The following is a 19,316-nucleotide window of genomic DNA, read 5'->3' on the forward strand; positions in this document are numbered from 1 at the left end:
GCTCAGCCCACCGGCCCCAGCGCGAACAGGAGCTGCCCGTACTCGACGGACTGCCCGTCCTCGGCCAGCACCTCGGTGACCACCCCGTCCCGGTCCGCCTCGACCGGGATCATCAGCTTCATCACCTCGACGATCGCCAGCTGCTGACCCGCCCTCACCCGGTCCCCGACCCGCACGAACGGCTCGGCCCCCGGCTCGGGACGGCGGTAGAACGTGCCGACGCTGGACGACGTGACCCCGGCACCGGCGGGCGGGCGCACCGCTTCGGGAGCCGCCGCCGGTCCCGCACCGGCACCGGACGGACCGCCCGGCACCGGCACGGCCCAGTCCAGCTCCATCTCGACGTCCCACACCCGCACCCGCAGCCGCGCCGGAGTCCCCGGCAGCCCCGCGAGCAGGACGACGACGGCGTCCCGCACCCGCTCCAGCAGACCGGTGTCCACGCCCCCGACGACGGCCTCGTCCTCGGCGCCGGGCCGCAGGGCGCTCACGACGCCTCCCGTTCCCGTACGAGGTCCGCGGCCGGCGCCGACCGCACGTACTCGGCGCCGTAGCGGGCGAACCGGGCATGGCGGTCGGTGCGCAGCTTGTCTCCCCGCAGCCCGTCCAGATCGTCCAGGCTCGACCTGATCGCGAGCCCGAGCCGGCGCGCGGCGGCCACGGGGTCCGCGTCGACGCCGCCGGGCGGCTCCAGCAGGACGCCGTCCACCACGCCGAGTTCCAGGAGATCCCGGGACCGCAGCCGCAGCGCGGCGGCGGCCCGGCCGGTCTGCGCCGGGTCCTGCCACAGGATCGCCGCGCAGCCCTCGGGGCTGATCACCGAGTAGACCGCGTCCTCCCACATCAGGACCCGGTTGGCGACGCCCAGGGCCAGCGCGCCACCGCTGCCGCCCTCCCCGGTGACCACCGCGACCACCGGCACCGGCAGCTCCGCCATCAGCTTGAGGTTCTCCGCGATCGCGACGGCCTGCCCCTGCTCCTCGGCCAGCCTGCCGGGGAACGCGCCGGGCGTGTCGATGAGCGTGACCACCGGCAGGCCCAGCTTCGCGGCCAGCCGCATCAGACGGGCCGCCTTGCGGTACCCCGCCGGAGTCGGCATCCCGAAGTTCCGCCGCGCCAACTCGGCCGGGCCGTGCCCCTTCTGATGCCCGATCAGCACGACCGAACGCCCGTGGAGCCGCCCGAGACCGCCGACGACCGCCGGGCAGTCCCCGGACACCCGGTCGCCCGCCAGCTCGCGGAACTCCTCCAGCAGCAGGGCGGCGTAGTCCAGCGTGGTGGGCCGGCTGATCCGCCGCGCCCGCCGCACCACGCCGTGCGGATCGTCCTGCCGCAGCCGCGCCGGATCACGGACGACGACCTCGTCGGCCCGGTCACCGTCGTCCCCGTGGCCGCGCGGCTCCGGGTGGCGCGGCACGGCCGCCCGCAGCAGCTTCCCCAGCTCCGCGCGGTGCCGGTCGCGCGGGGCGATGAAGTCGATGAACCCGCGCTCCAGCAGGAACTCCGCCGTCTGGAAGTTCGGCGGCAGGGTCTCCTTGATGGTCTGCTCGACGACCCGCCGTCCCGCGAACCCCAGCCGGGCCCGCGGCTCGGCGACCGTGACGTCGCACAGGGTCGCGAACGAGGCGGCCACCCCGCCGAACGTCGGGTCGGTGACCAGCGACACCGTCAGCAGCCCGGCCTCGTCCAGCCGGGCGAGCATCGCGCTCGTCTTCGCCATCTGCATGAGCGACAGCGCGCCCTCCTGCATCCGGGCACCCCCGGAGGCGGTGACCAGCAGCAGCGGAGTACGGGAGGCGAGCGCGACGTCCCCGACCCGGGTGATAATCTCCCCGACGACCGAACCGAGGCTCCCGCCGAGGAACCGGAAGTCCATGCACGCGACCGTCACCGCACAGCCCTCGATCTCCCCGACGGCGCCCAGCACCGCCTCGGGCAGCCCGGTCCTGGCACGGGCCTCGGACAGCCGGCGGGGGTAGGGCCTGCTGTCCGTGAAACCCAGCGGATCGGCCTCCGCCACCGAGAACGGCAGGAGCCGCAGCGACCCCGGGTCCAGCAGCAGCCGCAGCCGTTCCCCCGCGGTGAGGGGGCCGTGGTGCCCGCACTCCGGGCAGCAGCGGAGGGTGCGCAGCCACCGCTTGCCGTAGACGAGCGTCCCGCAGCCGTCGCACCGCACCCAGTCCGGTACCGGGCTCGTGTCCAGTTCCTGGAGGCCGCTCATGTCGAGGGCGCCGCTTCGAGGAGGTGCAGGTACGAGTTGACGGGCCGCCGGTGCACCACGCGCAGGCCCGCCCGGTGGACGACCGCCGTGATCGTCTCGGCCGTGTGCTTCCTGCCGTCGGAGTTCAGCAGGAACAGGAGATCCGTCCCGGTGGTGAACTTGATCTCCGGACTGCCGTCGATCATGTTGGTGATGATGAAGAACCGGCTGTCCTTCCCGCCCGCCCGAGCGGCGTTCCGCAGCGCGGTCACCGACTTGTCGTCGGCCCATTCGAGGATGTTCTTGAACAGGTAGACGTCGGCGGCGACAGGGATCGCGTCGAGGCAGTTCCCGCCGACGATCCGGGCCCGCGAGGACAGCTCCCCGCCGGCGCGCAGCCGGCTGTCGGCCTCGGCGACGACGGGCGGCAGGTCGAACAGCACGCCGTTGAGGCCCGGGTTCGTCTCCAGCAGGGTGGCCAGCGTGTAGCCGTGACCGCCGGCGATGTCGGCCAGCGTGCCGACCCCGCGCAGATCGAGCGCGGCGGCGACCGCGTGGGTGGCCAGCCGGCTCAGCTCCGTCTGCGCCTTGTTGAACACCTCCGCGGACTGCGGCCACATGCTGTGCAGGTACGAGAAGAAGTCGGTGCCGTACTTCTCCTCGAACCCGCCGCGCCCGTTGCGCACGGCCTCTTCGAGACGCGGCCACAGCTCCCACGTCCACGGCTCGGTGACCCACAGGACGTAGTGCTTGAGGCTGTTGGGGTCGTCCTCCTTGAGCAACCGGGACGTCGGGGTGTGCGCGTACGCCCCCGAGGTCTCGGTGAAGACCCCGTGCTGGGCCAGCGCGCGCAGCAGCCTGCCCAGCATCTCGGTGTCGACGCCGAGCGCCGAGGCCAGTCGCGCCGGCGTCCTCGGCGAGTCGCCGAGCGCCTCGGCGACCCCGACGCGCACCGCGGCCCGAAGCGCCGCCGCGCCCGCGGCGCTGAGTGCGAGTTCCCGCACGCCGATGATCGCACCGTGATCGGTGATGTCCTTCTCCTGGATCGTCATCGCCTGCTCCGTTCGCAACCTTGAATTCCCGGACTGCGCAATTCACATGATTGAGGCCCGAGGCTCAAGAACCGGTCGAGAAATCTTTGAACGAACGGTCGACGCCCGCTCGATTCCTCAAGGTGCCCTCGACATCGATTCAAGGACGGAGCCGGAGGATCGAATCACAACTCCCGCACAATCTCTCACGATCGCCTTGGAGAGCAGATGGCAGAGGAATTCGCCCGAGCGGCCCTCGTCACGGGCGCCACGAGTGGGATCGGACTGGCCACGGCGAATCGGCTGGCCCGCACCGGACACCGGGTTTTCATTTGCAGCCGTGACGGCGCCGCGGTGAAGGAGACGGTGGAAGGGCTGCGCCTCGACGGCCACGAGGCCGACGGCGTCGCGTGCGACGTGACGGACGTCGCGCAGATCGAGCAGCTCGTGACGGCGGCGACGGAGCGCTTCGGCCCGATCTCGGTCCTCGTCAACAACGCCGGCCGAAGCGGTGGCGGCCCGACGGCCCGGATACCGGACGAGCTGTGGCTCGACGTCGTCGACACCAACCTGAACAGCGTCTTCCTGGTCACGAAGCGCGTCCTGACGGACGGCGGAATGCTCGGCCTGGCCAGCGGACGCGTCGTCAACATCGCCTCCACCGGCGGAAAGCAGGGGGTCGTCCTGGGCGCCCCCTATTCCGCGTCGAAGCACGGAGTCGTCGGCTTCACCAAGGCACTCGGCCTGGAACTGGCCAAGACCGGGATCACCGTCAACGCCGTCTGTCCCGGGTACGTCGAGACGCCGATGGCGCACCGGGTGCGCGAGATCTACGCGGGCATCTGGGACGTGACGGAGGACGAAGTGCTCGCCCGGTTCAACACGAAGATCCCCATGGGCCGTTACGTCGACCCGGAGGAGGTCGCCGCGATGGTCGGCTACCTGGTGAGCGACGAGGCGTCCGTGGTGACGGCCCAGGCGATGAACGTGTGCGGCGGACTCGGCAACTACTGACCGCCGGCCGCCCTGGTCCGGGACGCGGATCAGGGCGGCGCGGATCTCCGGTCGGTGACAGCGAAACGTTTCATTCGACGCGGCCGGACAGTCCGGCGTGCGCCGCGGCCTCGTCGAGGGCGGGATCTCCGTCCAGCACGGCGTGGTGCAGCCGTTGCAGGCGAGGGGACGGTTCGAGGCCCAGTTCGTCCCGCATCCACTTGTGGAAGCTCCGGTACTTCTCCAGCGCCTTGCCCCGGTAACCGGACCGGTACAGCGCCAGCATGTACAGGGCGTGCAGATTCTCGTTGTCGTCGTACCGCGCGGTCAGCGAGGCCAGTTCGCTGAGGGACTGGCGGTGGCGCCCGCGCCGCAGCTCGATCTCCAGACGGCACTCCACGACCGTCAGCCGGGACTGTTCGAGCCGGGCGACCTCGGGCTCCAGCATCCGGCCGACCTCCACGTCGGCCAGCGCGTTGCCCCGCCACAGCGCCAGCGCCTGGCCGAAGGTACGGACCGCGCTCTCGTCGTCGCCCTCCTCGAAGGCGCCCATTCCGGCCTGTTCGAGCGACCTGTACCGGTACAGATCGAAATTCACGTCGCGCAATATGAGCGTGTAACCGCCGCTCCGGGTGAGAAGAACATCCCGGGCGACTTTACCGACGGGAATGTCGAGAGCCTCCGACAGGAGCTTGCGTACCTGCACCACATAGGTCTGTAATGTGGTCTGGACGCTGCGGGGCGGCCGGGTGTCCCAGATCTCGCTGATGAGCGTGTCCGTGGAAACGACCTGGTCCTCGTTCAACAGCAGCAGTGAGATGAGTTGCTTCGGTTTACGCGCCGAGGGCGTAGCGTCGCGGTTGTGCTCCGATAACGACAACGACCCCAGTATCCGAACGTCCATCAATGGCTCCTGATCTCGTGCGGAAAATGAACCTTTCTGGCTGGGCAGGAGGAGCAGCAGACTTCCGGCACCCCGTCAAGACGACCGGTACAGCGGGGACCGCCAACACTGCACCCCCGATGTAGGTCTTGGCGACCCCCTGCCTTCTTTTCAGTCAATCCTCGCGCGAAGATCGAACCGCTCCTGGTGCTGCCCGTGTACGTTCGCCGACAAGATCAGTGAGACGTGTCGGTGCGGGGCGTCCCTTCCCCGACCGGTGGCGGCCGGACCGGCGACTGTCGTACAGCCGATCGGTGTCCGGCCAGGCCACCGGCGTCGTGCGGTGGGGCGATGAACGGTCAACGGCCCTTCTCCGGGCTAGACATCGGCCACGCCCCGCACCCCGTGCGTCTCGTTCCCGTCCTGGCCCGCGGGCGGGATGTTGACGTTGCAGCGGAACATGTTCCCCGGGTCGTGGACGGCTTTGAGCGCCGCCAGCCTGTCGAATGCGGCCGGTTCGTAGCATTCCCGCGCCTGCTCATGGGCGGTGCGGTCGCCCTGCACGAAGTTGGGCGACCGGCCGAGGGTCCACGCCGCCGCGGCTCGCGTCACGGAGTGGGCCACCTCATGGGCCGGGTCGGGGCCGGGCCCCTGAGGGAGGGTCACCACGCGCAGCACGTGGGAGGCGCCGCGATGGCTCACCGCGTTCGCCGGCTCGGGCCGCCCGGCGAGCGCCCCGCCCAGATGGTTGAACTGCACCACCGCGAAGGAGCCGGAACCGGGCCCGACGAGGTCGAGAACGGCGTCCGGCAGCGCCGCGTCGAACTCGCTCAGCATCGCGTTGGCGCAGTAGAAGTTCCGGGGCTGCTTCGGCTCGTTGTGGATCGTCCCGGACGCCGTGAACGGCATCTCGCCGAGGGTGTCCACCAGCCGTGGTCCCAGCGCCCTCAGCGGCGCGACCAGCCGCTCCCCGCTGCCGGGCGCACCGAGGTGCGCGATCCGGACGTGCGCCAGATGCCTGCCGCGCAACGGCGCCGGCACACCGGGCAGGTCCGGCATCGGGATCAGCCCGATGCTGGAGGACATCGTGTCCGGCACCGTCGCCGTCCACTCCCGGTAGGCCCTGAGCACCGCCGGCAGCTCACGGGTGTCGAAGTACAGGCCCCCGCCGTAGAACCGGTCCACCGGGAACAGGCCGAACTCCAGGCCCGTCACCACGCCGAAGTTCCCGCCCCCGCCGCGCAGCGCCCAGAACAGGTCCTCGCCGGGGCCGACGGACCGCAGCTCCCCGTCGGCGGTGACCAGCTCCACCCGGCGCACATGGTCGGCCGCGTAGCCGAACGTACGGCTCAGCAGCCCGAGTCCGCCGCTGAGCGTGTAGCCGACGACGCCGACGTCGGGCGAGGAGCCGCTCAGCGGCGCCAGGCCATGTTCGGCGGCGGCGTCGATCACCCGCTCCCAGCGGGTCCCCGCCGCCACCCGGGCCGTCCGCGCCGCCGGGTCGATCCGGACCCCGGCCATCGGCGAGGTGTCGATCAGCACCCCGCCCTCGGTGGGGACGTTCAGACCGTGCCCGGTGGCCTGCACCGCGACCGCCAGCCCGTGCCGGGCGGCACGCCGCACCGCGAGCCGCACGTCGTCCGCGCCGGTCGCCCGCACGACCACCGACGGCCGGTGCAGATACGTGCGCTGGACGCCGCTGCGGGCCGCGTCGTAACCGGCGTCCTCGGGGCCCAGCGCGATCCCGCCCGGACTGTCCGACAGCGTCCGAGAGGACGTCATGTGCTGTTCCCCCGTCCCGGTTTCGCCAGCAGGTCGTCGCGGGTGACGGTACGGTGCCGGACGAGCAGCCCGTCCCGTGAACCGACCAGTTCGTCCCGCATGACGGTGCTCGTGGTCAGCTGTGTGACGCCGTCGACGGTGTCGAAGACGGGGACGTAACAGGTCGTCCGCAGAACTCCGTCCGCGAGCGGTTCGACGATGACGTTGAACACGAAGTGCCGCCGGATTGCGCCCTTCGCGTCGAGCCTGGCCACGGCCTCGCCGCCCAGTGCCGTCAGGCCGCTCCTGCCCTCGACCGGGTCGGGTAAACCGTTGGAGACGAAGACGCCGTCGTCGGTGAAGGTGTCCACCCACGCGGCGATGTCGCCGTCGTCCAGCGCCTGCATCTGCCTCGCGTAGAACTGGTCGATGCGGGAACACACCTCGGCCGGCGCGTCCCCCTTGCCGGAGATGACTGTCTGATCCATGGCTCCTTCTCTCAACCCAGGGGCACGCTGTGTGCCGCGGTGTCCAGGCGGCCGAGGTCGTCGCGTTCGATCTCGCGGGAGACGACCCGCCAGGTGGTGCCGTGCCGGCGCAGGACGTCCGAGATCATCGCGGCCGATTGCAGGCAGGCGCCCCGCTCGGCGTCGACGACCAGGAACAGGCCGTAGAACCTCGACACGACGAGGCCGCCGCGAGGGGTGAAGGTGAAACCCTGCACGCAGTGGCGGCGCTGGACGCCCTTCGCGTGGAAGGAGGCGTCCAGCTTCCAGACGGCGGGCTCGAACTCGGACCTCGGCACCGGCGCGTCACCGCCGAGGACCTTGGTCGTGATCGTCGCGTCGTCGTCGAAGACCGCCAGCCACTCCTGCGTCAGGCCCCGGTCACGGGCGTCCAGTTGGTCCAGGTAGAACCTCCTCAGCTCGTAGTAGGTCTCCGGGGAGACGGTGTCCCCCCGGCCGTGGGACTCGCCCGACATCGTCATCACGCCCTCCTCGGAGCTAGGCCAGGCACGTCGGCAGCCGCCCGTCGTTGAACTCGACCATCTCGCCGAACACCCCCGGCACGTCGATCTCCGTGCCGAGCGCCAGGTCCGGCCGCCGTATCTCCAGAAAGGCCCGGTGCAGGTTCCCGACCAGCCTCTCGGGATCGATCAGCCCCCCGAACTCGCCGACGCCGTACAGCCGGGCGGCCTGGAGCGGGGTGAGCCCGGCGGCGACCCCCTCCCCGGCCACGTCGAGAATCCGCCGCAGATAGCGTTCCGTCTCGTCGAAGACCTCGGGACCACCGACCTGGCCGTGCCCGCCGACGACCGTCTCCGCCTCGAGGCCGCGCAGCCGGTCGAGCGCCGCGAGGGAACCGCGGACCGAGCCCATCAGGCAGAACGGGGTGCAGCCGGGCAGCGCCACGTCGCCGGCGAACAGCACGCGCGCGTCCGGTATCCAGACGACGACGTCGTTCGTGCTGTGCGCGGGGCCGACGTGACGCAGCTCGACAGGCCGGTCGCCGACCAGCAGCGTCAGACTCCGCGCGAACGTGACCGTGGGCGGTCTGAGGGCCAGTTCGCCCCAGTCGACGGCCGGCCACAGTCCCCGCAACGCCATCCCGGTGGCCGCCATCTCCGGCCCGGTCAGCTCGTGCGCGACGACCGCCGCGGGCGGCGCGAACACGCAGTTCCCGAAGACGTGGTCGCCGTGGCTGTGGGTGTTGACCACCGTCCGCACGGGCCCCCGGCCGAGCCCCTCGGCCGCCGTCCGCAGCGCCTCCGCGCGCGACCTGGTCGCGGCCGTGTCCACCAGCACCAGCCCGTCGGGTCCGGCGATCACCCCGGCGTTGCTGAGGCACCAGCCGCCCGGCGGCTGGAGGAACGCGTGGACACCGTCCGCGACTTCACGGAGCCGGCCGAGCGGCGCCCGCACCGCCGTGCTCACGTCGCACCGGCCGACGCGCAGTACAGGGCCGCCCGCTCCATCGTGACCCTGCTGTTGGCCGACAGCGCCGTACGCACACGGTGGACCGCCTCCCGCGCCGGGACGCCCGCGCCGAACACCTCCGCCGCACCGGCCGGGTCCAGCAGGACGGTGTGCGTGGAGCTCATCGAACTCCCCGCCGGGCCGGACCGGAAGTCCCAGCGCCCGCTGTGCCCGAGCAGCGCCCGGGGCGGCCGGGTCTGCTTGTAGACGATCGAGCCGTCCGGCAGCAGCAGCCGCACCGACCGCGTGGTGTGGACCGACCCGTCCGGCGCGCGGGTCTCCATCGTCATCTCCTGCGCGCCTCCCGGCTGTTCCACCAGGTCGAGCCCGGCGACGTGGGGCAGCCGCTCCGGCCACCGGTCCGCGTCCCAGACGAACTCGCGGGCGGCCTTCGCCGGACCCGCCAGCTCGACCGACTCGGTGAACGTCGAACGCCACCTGTCGAACCCGCCGGGCAGCACCGACACGGTCCGCAGCGCGTCGAGCTCGGCGGCCCCGTTGGTGTCGAGGTCCCGGACGATCCGCTCCCGCGCCCCGGCCCGGTCCGGCGGCGGTGTGCAGCGGTGTTCGAGCACCACCCGCGTCCGGCCGCCGGCCAGCGGGACACAGGTCCAGCCGCCGCCCATCCGGCCGAACAGCGGGTTCTCGTGGTCCTGCCCGAACGTCACCCGCCACCCGGCGGCGTCGAACGCCCGGCGCGAACGCCACGCGCTCACCTCGCTGCCGGCCAGGGTCGCCCAGATCTCGAACCGGTCGCCTCGCGCCGTACGCTCCAGCACCTCGGTGTGCACGGTGGGACGGAAGATCACCGGCCACAGCGAGACGTTCGTGATCAGCTCGTACACGGCCGACGGTGACGCCTCGACCTCGATCTCGTGGCGCGCGTGGATCTCCGGCGTGGTCATGCCTGCCTCCAGTCCGCGGGTCGTGCGGTCGGCCCTCACGTCGTCGCGGAGATCGAGGAGTTCACCCGGTCCAGGATGGTGCGGAGCGTGCGCAGCTCCGTCACCTCCTCGTCGGGAATGTCGACCCCGAACCGCTGCTGGATGCGCGCGCCCATCTCGATGAGCGCGAGCGAGTCGTAGCCCAGCTCGTAGAGATCGCTGTCGATGGCCTCCTGGCTCGCCAGGTCGACCCCCTCCACCGAGCCGGCCGCCTCGACGAGGATCGAGCTCAGTTCGTCGTGGTTCATTCGGGCACTCATGGTCTCCTCGATGTGTTCGTCGTCGCGGTGCGTGTCCGAGCGGCCGGGGATCACGCCGGAACGGCGATGACGACGCTCGACGGCGAGTTCAGGCCGACCGTCCCCGTCAGCCGCAGACCGGCCTTCCCGAAGACCTCGGCGAACTCCGCCTCCGTCCGGTCCCGGCCCCTGCTCAGCGCCATCATGGTGATGTCCATGAACTTCCCCGGGTGCGGTACGTCGCCCTCGGGGATCACCGGGTCGATCACCAGCACCCGGCCGGCCGGGTCCATCACCCGGCGGATGTTCGTCAGCACGGCGATCGCCTCGCCGTCGGACAACTGGTGCAGCACATGGGAGATGACGTAGGCGTCACCGGCCGCCGGCACCGACGTGAGGTAGTCGCCGCCGACCAGCTCGGCCCGGTCCAGGACACCCGCCTCGTCCAGCACCCGTTCCGCGCCGGTCACCACGTGCGGCTGGTCGAACACCACGCCCTCCAGGCCGGGGTAGCGGGCCAGGATCGACGCGAGCAGATGACCGTGGGCGCCGCCCACGTCGACCAGCCTGCGCACGCCGGTGAGGTCGTACGCCTCGACGGCGGCCTGCTGCGTCTGCCCGGCCGCGTTGCCCATGGCCCCGCTGAACAGCTCGTTCATGTCCGGGTGCCGGGCCAGGTACGCGAACAGCTCCTCGCCGTTCACGTGGTCGAAGGCGGGCTCGCCGGTGCGGATCGAGTAGCCGATCTCCGCGTAGGCGTTGCGCATGAAGTGCTTGCCCTGGAGGCGGAACACGTCCCGCAGGGAGTGCGCGGTGTCCGAGCGCAGGATCTCCGCCAGCGGGGTGAGCCCGAAGACCCGGCGCGAGGTCTCGGTGAAGACCCCCTTGCTCGCCATGGCCCGCAGGACCCGGTACAGGCCGTCCGCGTCGCTCCCCGTGAGTTCCGCCAGCTCGTCCACGGACAGCGGCCCGTCCACGAGCCGGTCGGCGATCCTGATCTCCGCGACCGCGGAGAGCATGAACCCCATCCGCAGACCGCTGTGGAAGTCCCACATCGTGCTCAGCAGCGCTTCCTTCTCAGACATGGTCGGCCCCTCCGAACGGCTCCGCGACGACCACGCTCGACGGCAGCGCCCGGCCCACCGTGTCGACCAGCCGCAGCCCCGCCTCCCGCAGCACCTCGGCGAACTCCGCCTCCGTACGGTCCCTGCTGCGGCCCAGCACGAGCATGGTGCTGTCGAGGATCTTCGTCGGATGCGGTACGTCGCCCTCGGGGATCACCGCGTTGACCACCAGCACCCGGCTGTTCTCCGCCATCACCTGGCGGATGTTCCGCAGCACCGTGACCGTGTCGGCGTCGCTCAGCTGATGGAGGACGTGGGAGACCAGATAGACGTCACCGCCCGAAGGCACCGCCTCCAGGTAGTCCCCGCCGATCAGTTCGGCCGATTCGAGAACTCCGGCCGCGCTCAGCACGCCTTCCGCGGCCGGCACCATACGGGGGTTGTCGATGTACACCCCGCGCATTCCGGGATACCGGGTGAGGATCTCCGCCAGGACATGTCCCTGCGCCCCGCCCACGGCCACCAGTGTCTTCACCCCGGTGAGGTCGTAGGTCTCCGTCGCGGCGAGTTGGATCTGCCGGTTGGCTTTCCCCATGGACTTCCCGAACAGCCCTTGCAGCTCCGGCCGTTGAGCCACATAATCGAACAGCGTCGTACCGTTCACATGCTCGAAAGCGGGCTGTCCGGTACGGATCGTGTGACCGATCTCGACGTACGCGTCGTGCATGAATTTCTGGCCGTGCATGTGAAAGGCGTCGCGCAGGGAGTTCGGGTGGTCAGAGCGCAGCACCTCCGCCAGCGAGGTGAGGCCGAAGACCCGCCGGGACACCTCGGTGAAGACACCTTTCCCGGCCAGCGCCCGGAGCACCCGGTACAAGGCGTCCGCGTCGCTCCCCGTCCGCTCGGCGAGTTCGTCCACCGGCAGCGGTCCGTCGATGAGACGGTCGGCGACCCCGAGTTCGGCCACCGCCTGGAGCATGTAGGTGATCCGTACACCGCTGTGCAGCTCGATCATGGTGCTCAGTGGTGAATCGCTGTGCAGTTCCTTCATATAGCTGACGTCTGTTCCGTGGTTCATTCCGACCCCTTTCCCAGCAGTCATGTGCGTTTCTCTCCGCGTTCCGGCCCGGTCATCGCCCGATGACCACCGCCGAATTGAAACCGCCCCGCCCACGGGCCAGCACGAGGGCGGTCTCGACTTTCGCCTCGCGCGGTTCCAGCACCATGTCCAGGGCGTACTCGTCGGGAATCGTGCGGGAATGCGGCGTCGGCGGAATCACGCCGTCCCGCATGCTCAGCAGCGCGGTGACCACGTCCAGCGGACCGCCGCCCGCGAGCAGCCGGCCGACCCCGGCCTTGGGCACCGTGACCGGGACCCGCCGCGGCCCGAAGACCTCCGCGATGCTCGCCGCCTCGCTCCTGTCCCGCTCGGGGACACCCGCGCCGTCCGCGAAGACGACGTCCACGTCGGCGGGCGCGGCCCCCGCGTCGTCGAGCGCGAGCCGTACGGCACGCGCCAGGTTGGACGGCCGGCCGCTGCCCGGCGGCGGGTCGAACGTCGAGGCGTATCCGGCGACCACCCCGTAGCGGTGGGCGAACGGGCGCCGCACGTCGCCGTGTTCGAGCACCAGCATCGCGCCGCCCTCACCGGGGACATGGCCGCCTGCGGCCACGTCGAAGGGGAGATAGGCGCGGGACGCGTCCTCGGCGGTGCTGACCTCGCCGCCGGCGAGGTGCGAGAGCCAGCCCCACGGGTCGAGGGCGGAGTCGAGCCCGCCCGCCACCATCAGCCCGGCCCCCCGGCGCAGATTGCGCCGGGCCTGCCCGATCGCGTCCAGCCCGCCCGCCTGGTCGGCCACCAGCACCCCGCCGGCGGCCCGCAGCCCGTTGCGGATGGAGAGCTGGCCGGTGTTCGCCGCGTAGAACCAGGCGAACGACTCGTACACGCTGACCTTCTCCGGCCCCTGCGTCCACAGCTTCCTGAACTCGCGGTGGGTGAACTCCCAGCCCGCCGACGCGTTCGACGTGACCACGCCCATGTCGAACGGGTCGTAGTCGCCGTCCGTGAGACCGGCGTCGGCCAGCGCCCGGTCACCGGCGACCAGGGCCAGCTGGGTCACCCGGTCCGTCTGCGGGATCAGCCGGCTGGGCAGATGCTCCGCGACGTCGAAGCCGGAGATCTGGCCGGCCAGCCGGGAGCGGTAGCGCGAGGCGTCGTACCGCTGGAGCGGCCGAATCCACGAACGGCCGTCGCGTACGGACGTCCAGTGCCCCTCGGTACCCGCCCCGTCGCCCACCATGGTGCCGATCCCGGTCACGACCGGAGGCATGGTCATGCCGCACGCTCCGGGGCGCGCAGCACCACCGCGCTCTGGAAGCCGCCGAACCCGCTGCCCACCGACAGGACCGTGTTCACCGGCAGTTCGCGCGCCTCGTTCGGCACGTAGTCCAGGTCGCACTCGGGGTCGGTCTCGTACAGGTTGGCCGTCGGCGGCACCACGTTGTGCTCGATGGCCAGCGCGCACGCGGCCACCTCGATCGAGCCGATGGCCCCGAGGGAGTGGCCGATCATGGACTTGATCGAGCTGACCGGCACCCCGTAGGCGTGCGCCCCGAGTGCGTCCTTGAAGGCCGCGGTCTCGTGACGGTCGTTCTGCCGGGTCCCCGAACCGTGGGCGTTGACGTAGTCCACGGACTCCGGCGCGCACCGGGCGTCCGCCAGGGCGTGCCGGATCGCCTCCGCCATCTCCCGACCGTCCGGCCTCAGGCCCGTCATGTGGTACGCGTTGCAGCGGGTGGCGTGGCTCGCCACCTCGGCGTAGACGTGCGCGCCGCGCGCCCTGGCGTGCTCGCGCTCCTCCAGCACCATGATCGCGGCGCCCTCGGCGAGGACGAACCCGTTGCGCGTCGCGTCGAAGGGGCGCGAGGCGTGGGCCGGGTCGTCGTTGCGCGGGGTGGTCGCCTTGATCGCGTCGAAGCACGCGACGACGATCGGGGAGACCGGCGCGTCGGTGGCACCGGCGAACATCACGTCGGCGGTGCCGTCCACGATCGCCTCGTGGGCCCGCCCGATCGCGTCGAGACCGGCGGTGCACCCGGTCGCGACCAGCGCGACCGGCCCCTCGGCGCCGGTCCGCCACGCCACCTCGGCGGCGGCGGCGCTCGGCACCATGTAGTCGTACATGTGGGGCGAGAGGTGCCCCTCGTCCATGAACCACTCACGGCCGCTGTCCGACAGGACGAGATACTCGCGCTCGATGCTCGTGGTCGCCCCGACCGCGCTGCCGAGACTCACCCCGACGCGGGCCGGGTCGACGGCGGCGATGTCGAGACCGCTGTCGGCGAGGGACTCTCTGGCACAGGTCACGGCGAGCTGCGTGGCGCGGTCCATACGGCGGATCTCACGCGGCAGCAAGCCCATCGCGGCAGGATCGAAATCGCATTCGCCGGCTATGCGCGAGCGAAAGGGGCTGGGATCGAAGAAGGTAATTCCTCTGGTCGCCGTGCGACCCGCGGTGAGGAGATTCCAGAACTCTTTCCTGCCCAGCCCGCCTGGCGCAATCACGTCGATACCGGTGATTACTACTGACCGGTTCACAATCACTCCTTTGGAGTCCGCCAGTCACCACCCTTTCTGACGCAGATACTTCAACAACGGGCTTGAGCAGACCTCAAACAAACCTCGACCGGTACGGGCTACGGTCGATCTCCGGGATTGTCGGCGCAGGTCACGGCGGCGGATTCGTGCGTGCGCAGCAGCGCCTGGACGCGGAATCCGTCGCCGTGCGGGCCGGCGTGGAGGTATCCGTCGAACAGGGCGGCCCGTTCGTGCATGCCGATCAGCCCGTGACCGGCCGGGCCGGCGGGCTCGGCGGGGGAGCGGAGCACCCGGGCCCCTCGGCGGTGCGACTCGGAGGGGCCGCTGTCGGTGACCTCGATGACGACGTCCTCGGGCCGGTACTCGATCCGCAGGGACGCCTGGGTCGGCCCGGCGTGCCGCACGACGTTGGTGAGGGCCTCCTGCGCGATGCGGTACGCCGACAGGTCCACCGCGGCGGGCAGCGGCCGGGCCGTACCGCGGATGTCGAGGCGCAGGTCGATGCCGGCGCTGCGGAACTGGTCGGCCAGCGCGGCGGTGTCGGCCAGCCCCGGGGTGGGGCTGAGCGAGGGGTCGACGGCGTGCTCGTGCCGCAGGACCGCGACGAGCAGCCGCATCTCGTGCAGCGCCTGCCGGGTCGTGGTCTCGACGATGCCGAGGGTCTCCGCGACCTGCGCCGGATCGCTGTTCATGACCACCCGCGCGACCCCGGCGCGCACCGCGATGAGGCTCATCGAGTGCGCCACGATGTCGTGCAGTTCACGGGCGATGACCAGCCGTTCGTCGACGGCGGCCTGCCGGACGCGGGCCGCGTGCTGCCGCTCGCGTTCGGCCTCCTGCTCGGCGGTGGCCAGGAGCCGGTTGCGGTGCTCCCGGGCGGCGAGTCCGGCGAACCAGCCCACGCAGATGATCGCCACGTTCGCGGCGAGCACGGCCAGCCAGCCGGCGGAGACCCGCCCGATCGCGACCCCGGCGGCCATCAGCAGGCCCGAGACACCGGGGCGGACCCACCAGAACGCGTACTCCGCCGTCACCGCCGTGGTGTACGCGGTCAGGGCGACGCAGACCGAGACCTGCGGGGCGCCGCCGAGCGCCGCCACCACGAACGCGCACAGCGACGCCACCGCGAACGACGCACGGGGCAGGCGCCTGCGGGCGGCGACGGCGAGGGCGGCGAGGACGATCCCCAGGGTCCGCAGCACATGCTCGCCGCCGACGGCGCGGTGGGCGCCGCTGACGGCGTCGGCCCAGAGGAGGCCGACACACAGCAGGGCGGCCAGCGCGACGTCGAGGAGGACCAAGGGGCGCGGTCGCCTGGTGAGGAATCGCCGAACCTGGCGTGCGGGAACGATGCCGGACACATCGACAGGCTACTCACGGGGACGGGGACCGGTCGTCAGGCCAGGGTCGCGTCCGGCGCGTGCATCGCGGACTGTATGCGGGCGGACCGTACACCTCTGGTCGTACACGGGCGTCGTACGTGAGGGGCGCGCCCCGGGATTCCTTCCGGCCGAGTGCGCTCTTCTCTCATCCGTTCCCTTTCGCCACTCCCGTGTCGGGTAATGGCGAACTCCCCGGAGTCGTAAGGAAATTCGTCGAACACACATGCATCCAAGTGTTCTCCGGGCGCGTCCTAGAAACGAAACCCCGCGGAAACTGGAGGAGTTCGATGCGGCGACGGCTGATTGTCCCGGTGGTCATGGCGGCGATGTGCGGGACGGCGTTGGTGGGGACGGCGTCGTCGGCGTCGGCGGCGGTGAAGGCGGTCGACTGCCGGAAGGTGAAGTGCGTGGCGCTGACGTTCGACGACGGACCGGTGGCGGACACGAAGAGGTTGCTGAAGACGCTGAGCGACCGGAATGTGAGAGCGACGTTCTATCTGGTCGGCCAGAACGTCGCGCGGAACCCGTCGGTGGCGAAGGCGATAGCCAACGGGGGGAATCAGATAGGCAATCACAGCTGGGACCACGCCGATCTGACGAAGCTCAGCGCCGCGAAGATCAGTTCGCAGTTCTCGCGGACGGACACGGCGATCCGCAACGCCACGGGCCTGAGGCCGAGCACGGTCCGGGCGCCGTACGGGGCGAACAACGCGGCCGTGCGGAAGGCGGCGGCCCGACCGCTGGTCCACTGGAGCATCGACACCCTGGACTGGAAGTACCGCGACACGGCCCGCCTGATCAGGACGGTCACCACGCAGACCAGGCCGGGCGACATCGTCCTGATGCACGACATCCACAAGACGACGGTCAGCGCCGTCCCCGGCATCATCACCGGCCTCAAGTCGCGCGGCTTCCACATCGTCACCGTCGACCAGCTCTTCGCCCCGGCGAAACTCCCCGCGGGCAAGGTGACCTACGACAACCGCAAGGCGTACAAGCCCTGATCACCCCGCCGGGCCGGAGGCTGCCCGGCCCCGCCTCACCAGGGCGCCTCCGGCACGGCGCCGCCCTGCGACAGCAGCTCCACCACCGCCGCCCCCCGCTCGGTACGGCTGATCCACACGTTCCGTCCCTGCCGGTGCCGTTCGAGGAGCCCGGCGTCCGTGAGCTGACGGCAGTGGTGGGTGGCGTTCGCCGGACTACAGTCCAGCAGGGCCGCCAGCTCACCCATCGTCAGCGGCTGCGCGGTCGACCGCAGCACCGCCGCCCGCAGGGGGCCGACGACCAGGGACAGCGGGTCCTTCACCGGGCCCGGCGGGGTCACGGACGCCTCCCACAGGCGGCCCACCCCGGGCAGCGGGTACCCGATCCACACCAGGTCCGGCCGGTCCAGGGCGAACATCGAGGCGCCGGGCCCGGACACGATGGGGACGAGCAGCAGGCGCCGCCCGCCGAGCTCGTACGTCTGCGCCTGCGGATCGGGCAGCCGCAGGCTCTCGCCGGCCAGCCGGAACCGGCCGCTCAGATCCTGGAGCACCGCCTCCCCGCAGCCCTGGAGGACGGCGGCGCCGACCCGTTCCGCCTCCCGGCGCAGAGAGGGCTCGGCGATGCGCCAGACCGGGCGGAACTCCCGCCAGACCCGCTGGAGGACATCGGCGTACCCGTGAATCCACTGCGCCGGCCGGTCCACGACCGGACGCCACTGCGGGGGCACCGTGCCCCCGAACTCGCTCTCCAGCTCGTCCAGGAGCGTCTGCGGGGACAGGTCCGTCAACTGCGTGAACTGGAAGGCCGCGTCACCGTGCGGCAGACACGCCGTCGGGGTCACGCAGTCCGGGATGACCGAGTACCCGGGGGCGAACAGCGGCCTCAGCACGGCCGCCCCGGCCGGCGGGACCGCCGCGCGCACCAGCTCCCGCCAGCGGCGCGGCACTCCGTGGCCGCGGGCGCCGAACACGTCCGCCACCAGCGACAGGAGCGTGGCGCTCTGATGGGCCGCGAGAGAGATGCGGACCTCGTCGAGCGGGCCGAGACGCAACTCGGTGTGACTGTGCATGAATCGTTTCCTCAGGTGCACTCCGTACGGGCGCGGCGACCCGGCGGCCCGGCCCGGACCACGCGTCGCTCCGGACGACGAGCCTAGGGACGACCCGGGGCACGCGGGCCCCGTCAGGCACCAGTACGTGCACGGGGAGTCCCCAATTCACGCACAACACCGCAGTACAGTGACCGTGCGGGCGGGGTGATTCGGGGAGCGCACCGGCATGGACACCAACAGAGGGCGGCTGGACGCGCCGGAGTCGTTCGAGGCTGCCGCCTCCTCCCTGTTCGCCCCGCTGCGGGTGACGGACCCGGCCCCCGCGTTCCACGCCTCGTTCGACCACACCACCCTCGGCCCCACGGCCGTCGCCCACATCCGCGCCACCGGCGCGACGGTCACCCGCGACGACCGCACCATCACCTCCACCGACCAGGAGTGGGTGCACCTCACCCTCCTGCACAGCGGCCGGATCGGCGTCAGCCAGGACGGCCGCGCGGACACGCTCACCCCCGGCGACCTCTTCGTCTGCGACAACACCCGCCCCTACCGGATCATCGGCGACGGCCCCACCGACATGACCGTCCTGTGCGTCCCCCGCACGAGCCTCGGCCACCACCTGACCGCCGTCGGACGGCACACCGCGCTCGCCGTCTCCGCCCGCTCCGGCATCGGCGGACTCCTGCGCCACGCCCTGGCCGCCGGGGACGACGCCCTCCCCGGGCAGTCGGCGGCCCGCACGCACCTCGCGGACGCCCTCACCGCGCTCCTCCTCGCCACGTTCGCCGACACCGCGCCCGAGCGGGTCCCCGTCGCCACCGACCTCGCCGACCGCATCCGCGTCTACGTCCTGGCCCACCTCGGCGACCCCCGGCTCAGCGCGGAGCGCGTCGCCCGCCGCCACCAGCTCTCCGTCCGCTACCTCCACACCCTCTTCCGCGGCGCGGACCTCACCTTCACCGCGTGGGTCCGCCGCGAACGCCTGCTGCGCATCCGCCGCGACCTCCTCGACCCCGCCCTCGCCGGCCGCTCCACGGCCGCGATCGCCGCCCGCTGGGGCGTCCTCGACACCAAGCACCTGGGGCGGGCCCTGAAACGCGAGTTCGGGGAGACCGTCGTCGATCTGCGCCGGCGGCCCCGCGAGACGCCGTCAGGGGAACCACGTAATCCCCTACGTAACCCCTGACCTGGGAATCCCCGGGCGTCC

19 protein-coding genes are annotated in these 19,316 nt (G+C 71.6%); 3 read left to right on the forward strand and 16 right to left on the reverse strand.

Annotated elements, in window-relative coordinates; all coding sequences use genetic code 11:
- Positions 1–2: 2 nt before the first annotated feature.
- The 3 genes from ABZX85_RS14745 to ABZX85_RS14755 are packed head-to-tail and all read right to left on the reverse strand — an operon-like array spanning position 3 to position 3,252.
- Positions 3–491 (reverse strand): biotin/lipoyl-containing protein, encoded by a 489-nt coding sequence (locus ABZX85_RS14745; protein ID WP_355867043.1) that lies wholly within the window; start codon positions 489–491, stop codon positions 3–5.
- On the reverse strand, positions 488–2,221 hold the full coding sequence (locus ABZX85_RS14750) for an acetyl-CoA carboxylase carboxyltransferase subunit alpha/beta (RefSeq protein ID WP_355867046.1): 1,734 nt from the start codon (positions 2,219–2,221) through the stop codon (positions 488–490). Before ABZX85_RS14750 ends, ABZX85_RS14745 begins: the two co-directional genes overlap by 4 nt.
- Positions 2,218–3,252, reverse strand: a complete 1,035-nt coding sequence (locus ABZX85_RS14755; protein WP_355867049.1) for a methyltransferase — start codon at positions 3,250–3,252, stop codon at positions 2,218–2,220. Before ABZX85_RS14755 ends, ABZX85_RS14750 begins: the two co-directional genes overlap by 4 nt.
- Before the next feature lie 207 nt (positions 3,253–3,459).
- On the opposite strand from ABZX85_RS14755, the gene fabG reads away from it, so the two are divergent.
- Entirely contained in the window at positions 3,460–4,245 is a 786-nt protein-coding gene (gene fabG, locus ABZX85_RS14760; RefSeq protein ID WP_355867052.1) for a 3-oxoacyl-ACP reductase FabG, read from the forward strand.
- Positions 4,246–4,315: 70 nt separating this feature from the next.
- Here fabG and ABZX85_RS14765 read toward each other — a convergent pair whose 3' ends face one another.
- The 12 genes from ABZX85_RS14765 to ABZX85_RS14820 all read right to left on the reverse strand — a co-directional run bounded on the left by ABZX85_RS14765 (position 4,316) and on the right by ABZX85_RS14820 (position 16,050).
- Positions 4,316–5,128 (reverse strand): AfsR/SARP family transcriptional regulator, encoded by an 813-nt coding sequence (locus ABZX85_RS14765; protein WP_355867055.1) that lies wholly within the window; start codon positions 5,126–5,128, stop codon positions 4,316–4,318.
- Positions 5,129–5,485: 357 nt separating this feature from the next.
- Positions 5,486–6,889, reverse strand: coding sequence for an FAD-binding oxidoreductase (locus tag ABZX85_RS14770; protein WP_355867058.1), 1,404 nt, complete (start codon positions 6,887–6,889; stop codon positions 5,486–5,488).
- Positions 6,886–7,356 carry a nuclear transport factor 2 family protein gene (locus ABZX85_RS14775; RefSeq protein WP_355867061.1) on the reverse strand — a complete coding sequence of 157 codons (471 nt, stop codon included), beginning with the start codon at positions 7,354–7,356 and terminating at the stop codon, positions 6,886–6,888. Before ABZX85_RS14775 ends, ABZX85_RS14770 begins: the two co-directional genes overlap by 4 nt.
- 11 nt (positions 7,357–7,367) lie before the next feature.
- Complete coding sequence (locus ABZX85_RS14780; RefSeq protein WP_355867063.1) at positions 7,368–7,856, reverse strand: nuclear transport factor 2 family protein; 489 nt, start codon at positions 7,854–7,856, stop codon at positions 7,368–7,370.
- A gap of 16 nt (positions 7,857–7,872) precedes the next feature.
- Positions 7,873–8,802 (reverse strand): MBL fold metallo-hydrolase, encoded by a 930-nt coding sequence (locus tag ABZX85_RS14785; RefSeq protein ID WP_355867066.1) that lies wholly within the window; start codon positions 8,800–8,802, stop codon positions 7,873–7,875.
- Complete coding sequence (locus ABZX85_RS14790) at positions 8,799–9,749, reverse strand: aromatase/cyclase (protein WP_355867069.1); 951 nt, start codon at positions 9,747–9,749, stop codon at positions 8,799–8,801. The genes ABZX85_RS14785 and ABZX85_RS14790 overlap by 4 nt, the downstream gene beginning before the upstream one ends.
- A gap of 35 nt (positions 9,750–9,784) precedes the next feature.
- Positions 9,785–10,048, reverse strand: coding sequence for an acyl carrier protein (locus ABZX85_RS14795; protein WP_355867072.1), 264 nt, complete (start codon positions 10,046–10,048; stop codon positions 9,785–9,787).
- A 50-nt stretch (positions 10,049–10,098) separates the two neighbouring features.
- The gene (locus tag ABZX85_RS14800) at positions 10,099–11,112 is read right to left on the reverse strand and encodes a methyltransferase (protein ID WP_355867075.1); all 1,014 of its coding nucleotides are present in this window, start codon (positions 11,110–11,112) and stop codon (positions 10,099–10,101) included.
- Positions 11,105–12,169 carry a methyltransferase gene (locus ABZX85_RS14805; RefSeq protein ID WP_355867078.1) on the reverse strand — a complete coding sequence of 355 codons (1,065 nt, stop codon included), beginning with the start codon at positions 12,167–12,169 and terminating at the stop codon, positions 11,105–11,107. The genes ABZX85_RS14800 and ABZX85_RS14805 overlap by 8 nt, the downstream gene beginning before the upstream one ends.
- 52 nt (positions 12,170–12,221) lie before the next feature.
- Positions 12,222–13,427, reverse strand: coding sequence for a ketosynthase chain-length factor (locus ABZX85_RS14810; RefSeq protein WP_355867081.1), 1,206 nt, complete (start codon positions 13,425–13,427; stop codon positions 12,222–12,224).
- The gene (locus ABZX85_RS14815; RefSeq protein WP_355867084.1) at positions 13,424–14,689 is read right to left on the reverse strand and encodes a beta-ketoacyl-[acyl-carrier-protein] synthase family protein; all 1,266 of its coding nucleotides are present in this window, start codon (positions 14,687–14,689) and stop codon (positions 13,424–13,426) included. Before ABZX85_RS14815 ends, ABZX85_RS14810 begins: the two co-directional genes overlap by 4 nt.
- Before the next feature lie 98 nt (positions 14,690–14,787).
- The gene (locus tag ABZX85_RS14820; RefSeq protein WP_355867087.1) at positions 14,788–16,050 is read right to left on the reverse strand and encodes a histidine kinase; all 1,263 of its coding nucleotides are present in this window, start codon (positions 16,048–16,050) and stop codon (positions 14,788–14,790) included.
- A gap of 308 nt (positions 16,051–16,358) precedes the next feature.
- On the opposite strand from ABZX85_RS14820, the gene ABZX85_RS14825 reads away from it, so the two are divergent.
- Positions 16,359–17,075, forward strand: a complete 717-nt coding sequence (locus tag ABZX85_RS14825; protein WP_355867090.1) for a polysaccharide deacetylase family protein — start codon at positions 16,359–16,361, stop codon at positions 17,073–17,075.
- A gap of 35 nt (positions 17,076–17,110) precedes the next feature.
- Here the strand turns inward: ABZX85_RS14825 and ABZX85_RS14830 are convergent, their stop codons facing one another.
- Positions 17,111–18,127, reverse strand: a complete 1,017-nt coding sequence (locus ABZX85_RS14830; protein WP_355867093.1) for a helix-turn-helix domain-containing protein — start codon at positions 18,125–18,127, stop codon at positions 17,111–17,113.
- Positions 18,128–18,335: 208 nt separating this feature from the next.
- Here ABZX85_RS14830 and ABZX85_RS14835 point away from each other — a divergent pair, with 208 nt between their 5' ends.
- A complete protein-coding gene (locus ABZX85_RS14835; protein ID WP_355867096.1) occupies positions 18,336–19,295 on the forward strand; it encodes a helix-turn-helix domain-containing protein in 960 nt (319 codons plus the stop codon).
- Positions 19,296–19,316 lie beyond the last annotated feature (21 nt).

The sequence above is a fragment of the Streptomyces sp. NPDC004539 genome (assembly GCF_040610055.1).
Taxonomy (GTDB): Bacteria; Actinomycetota; Actinomycetes; order Streptomycetales; family Streptomycetaceae; genus Streptomyces.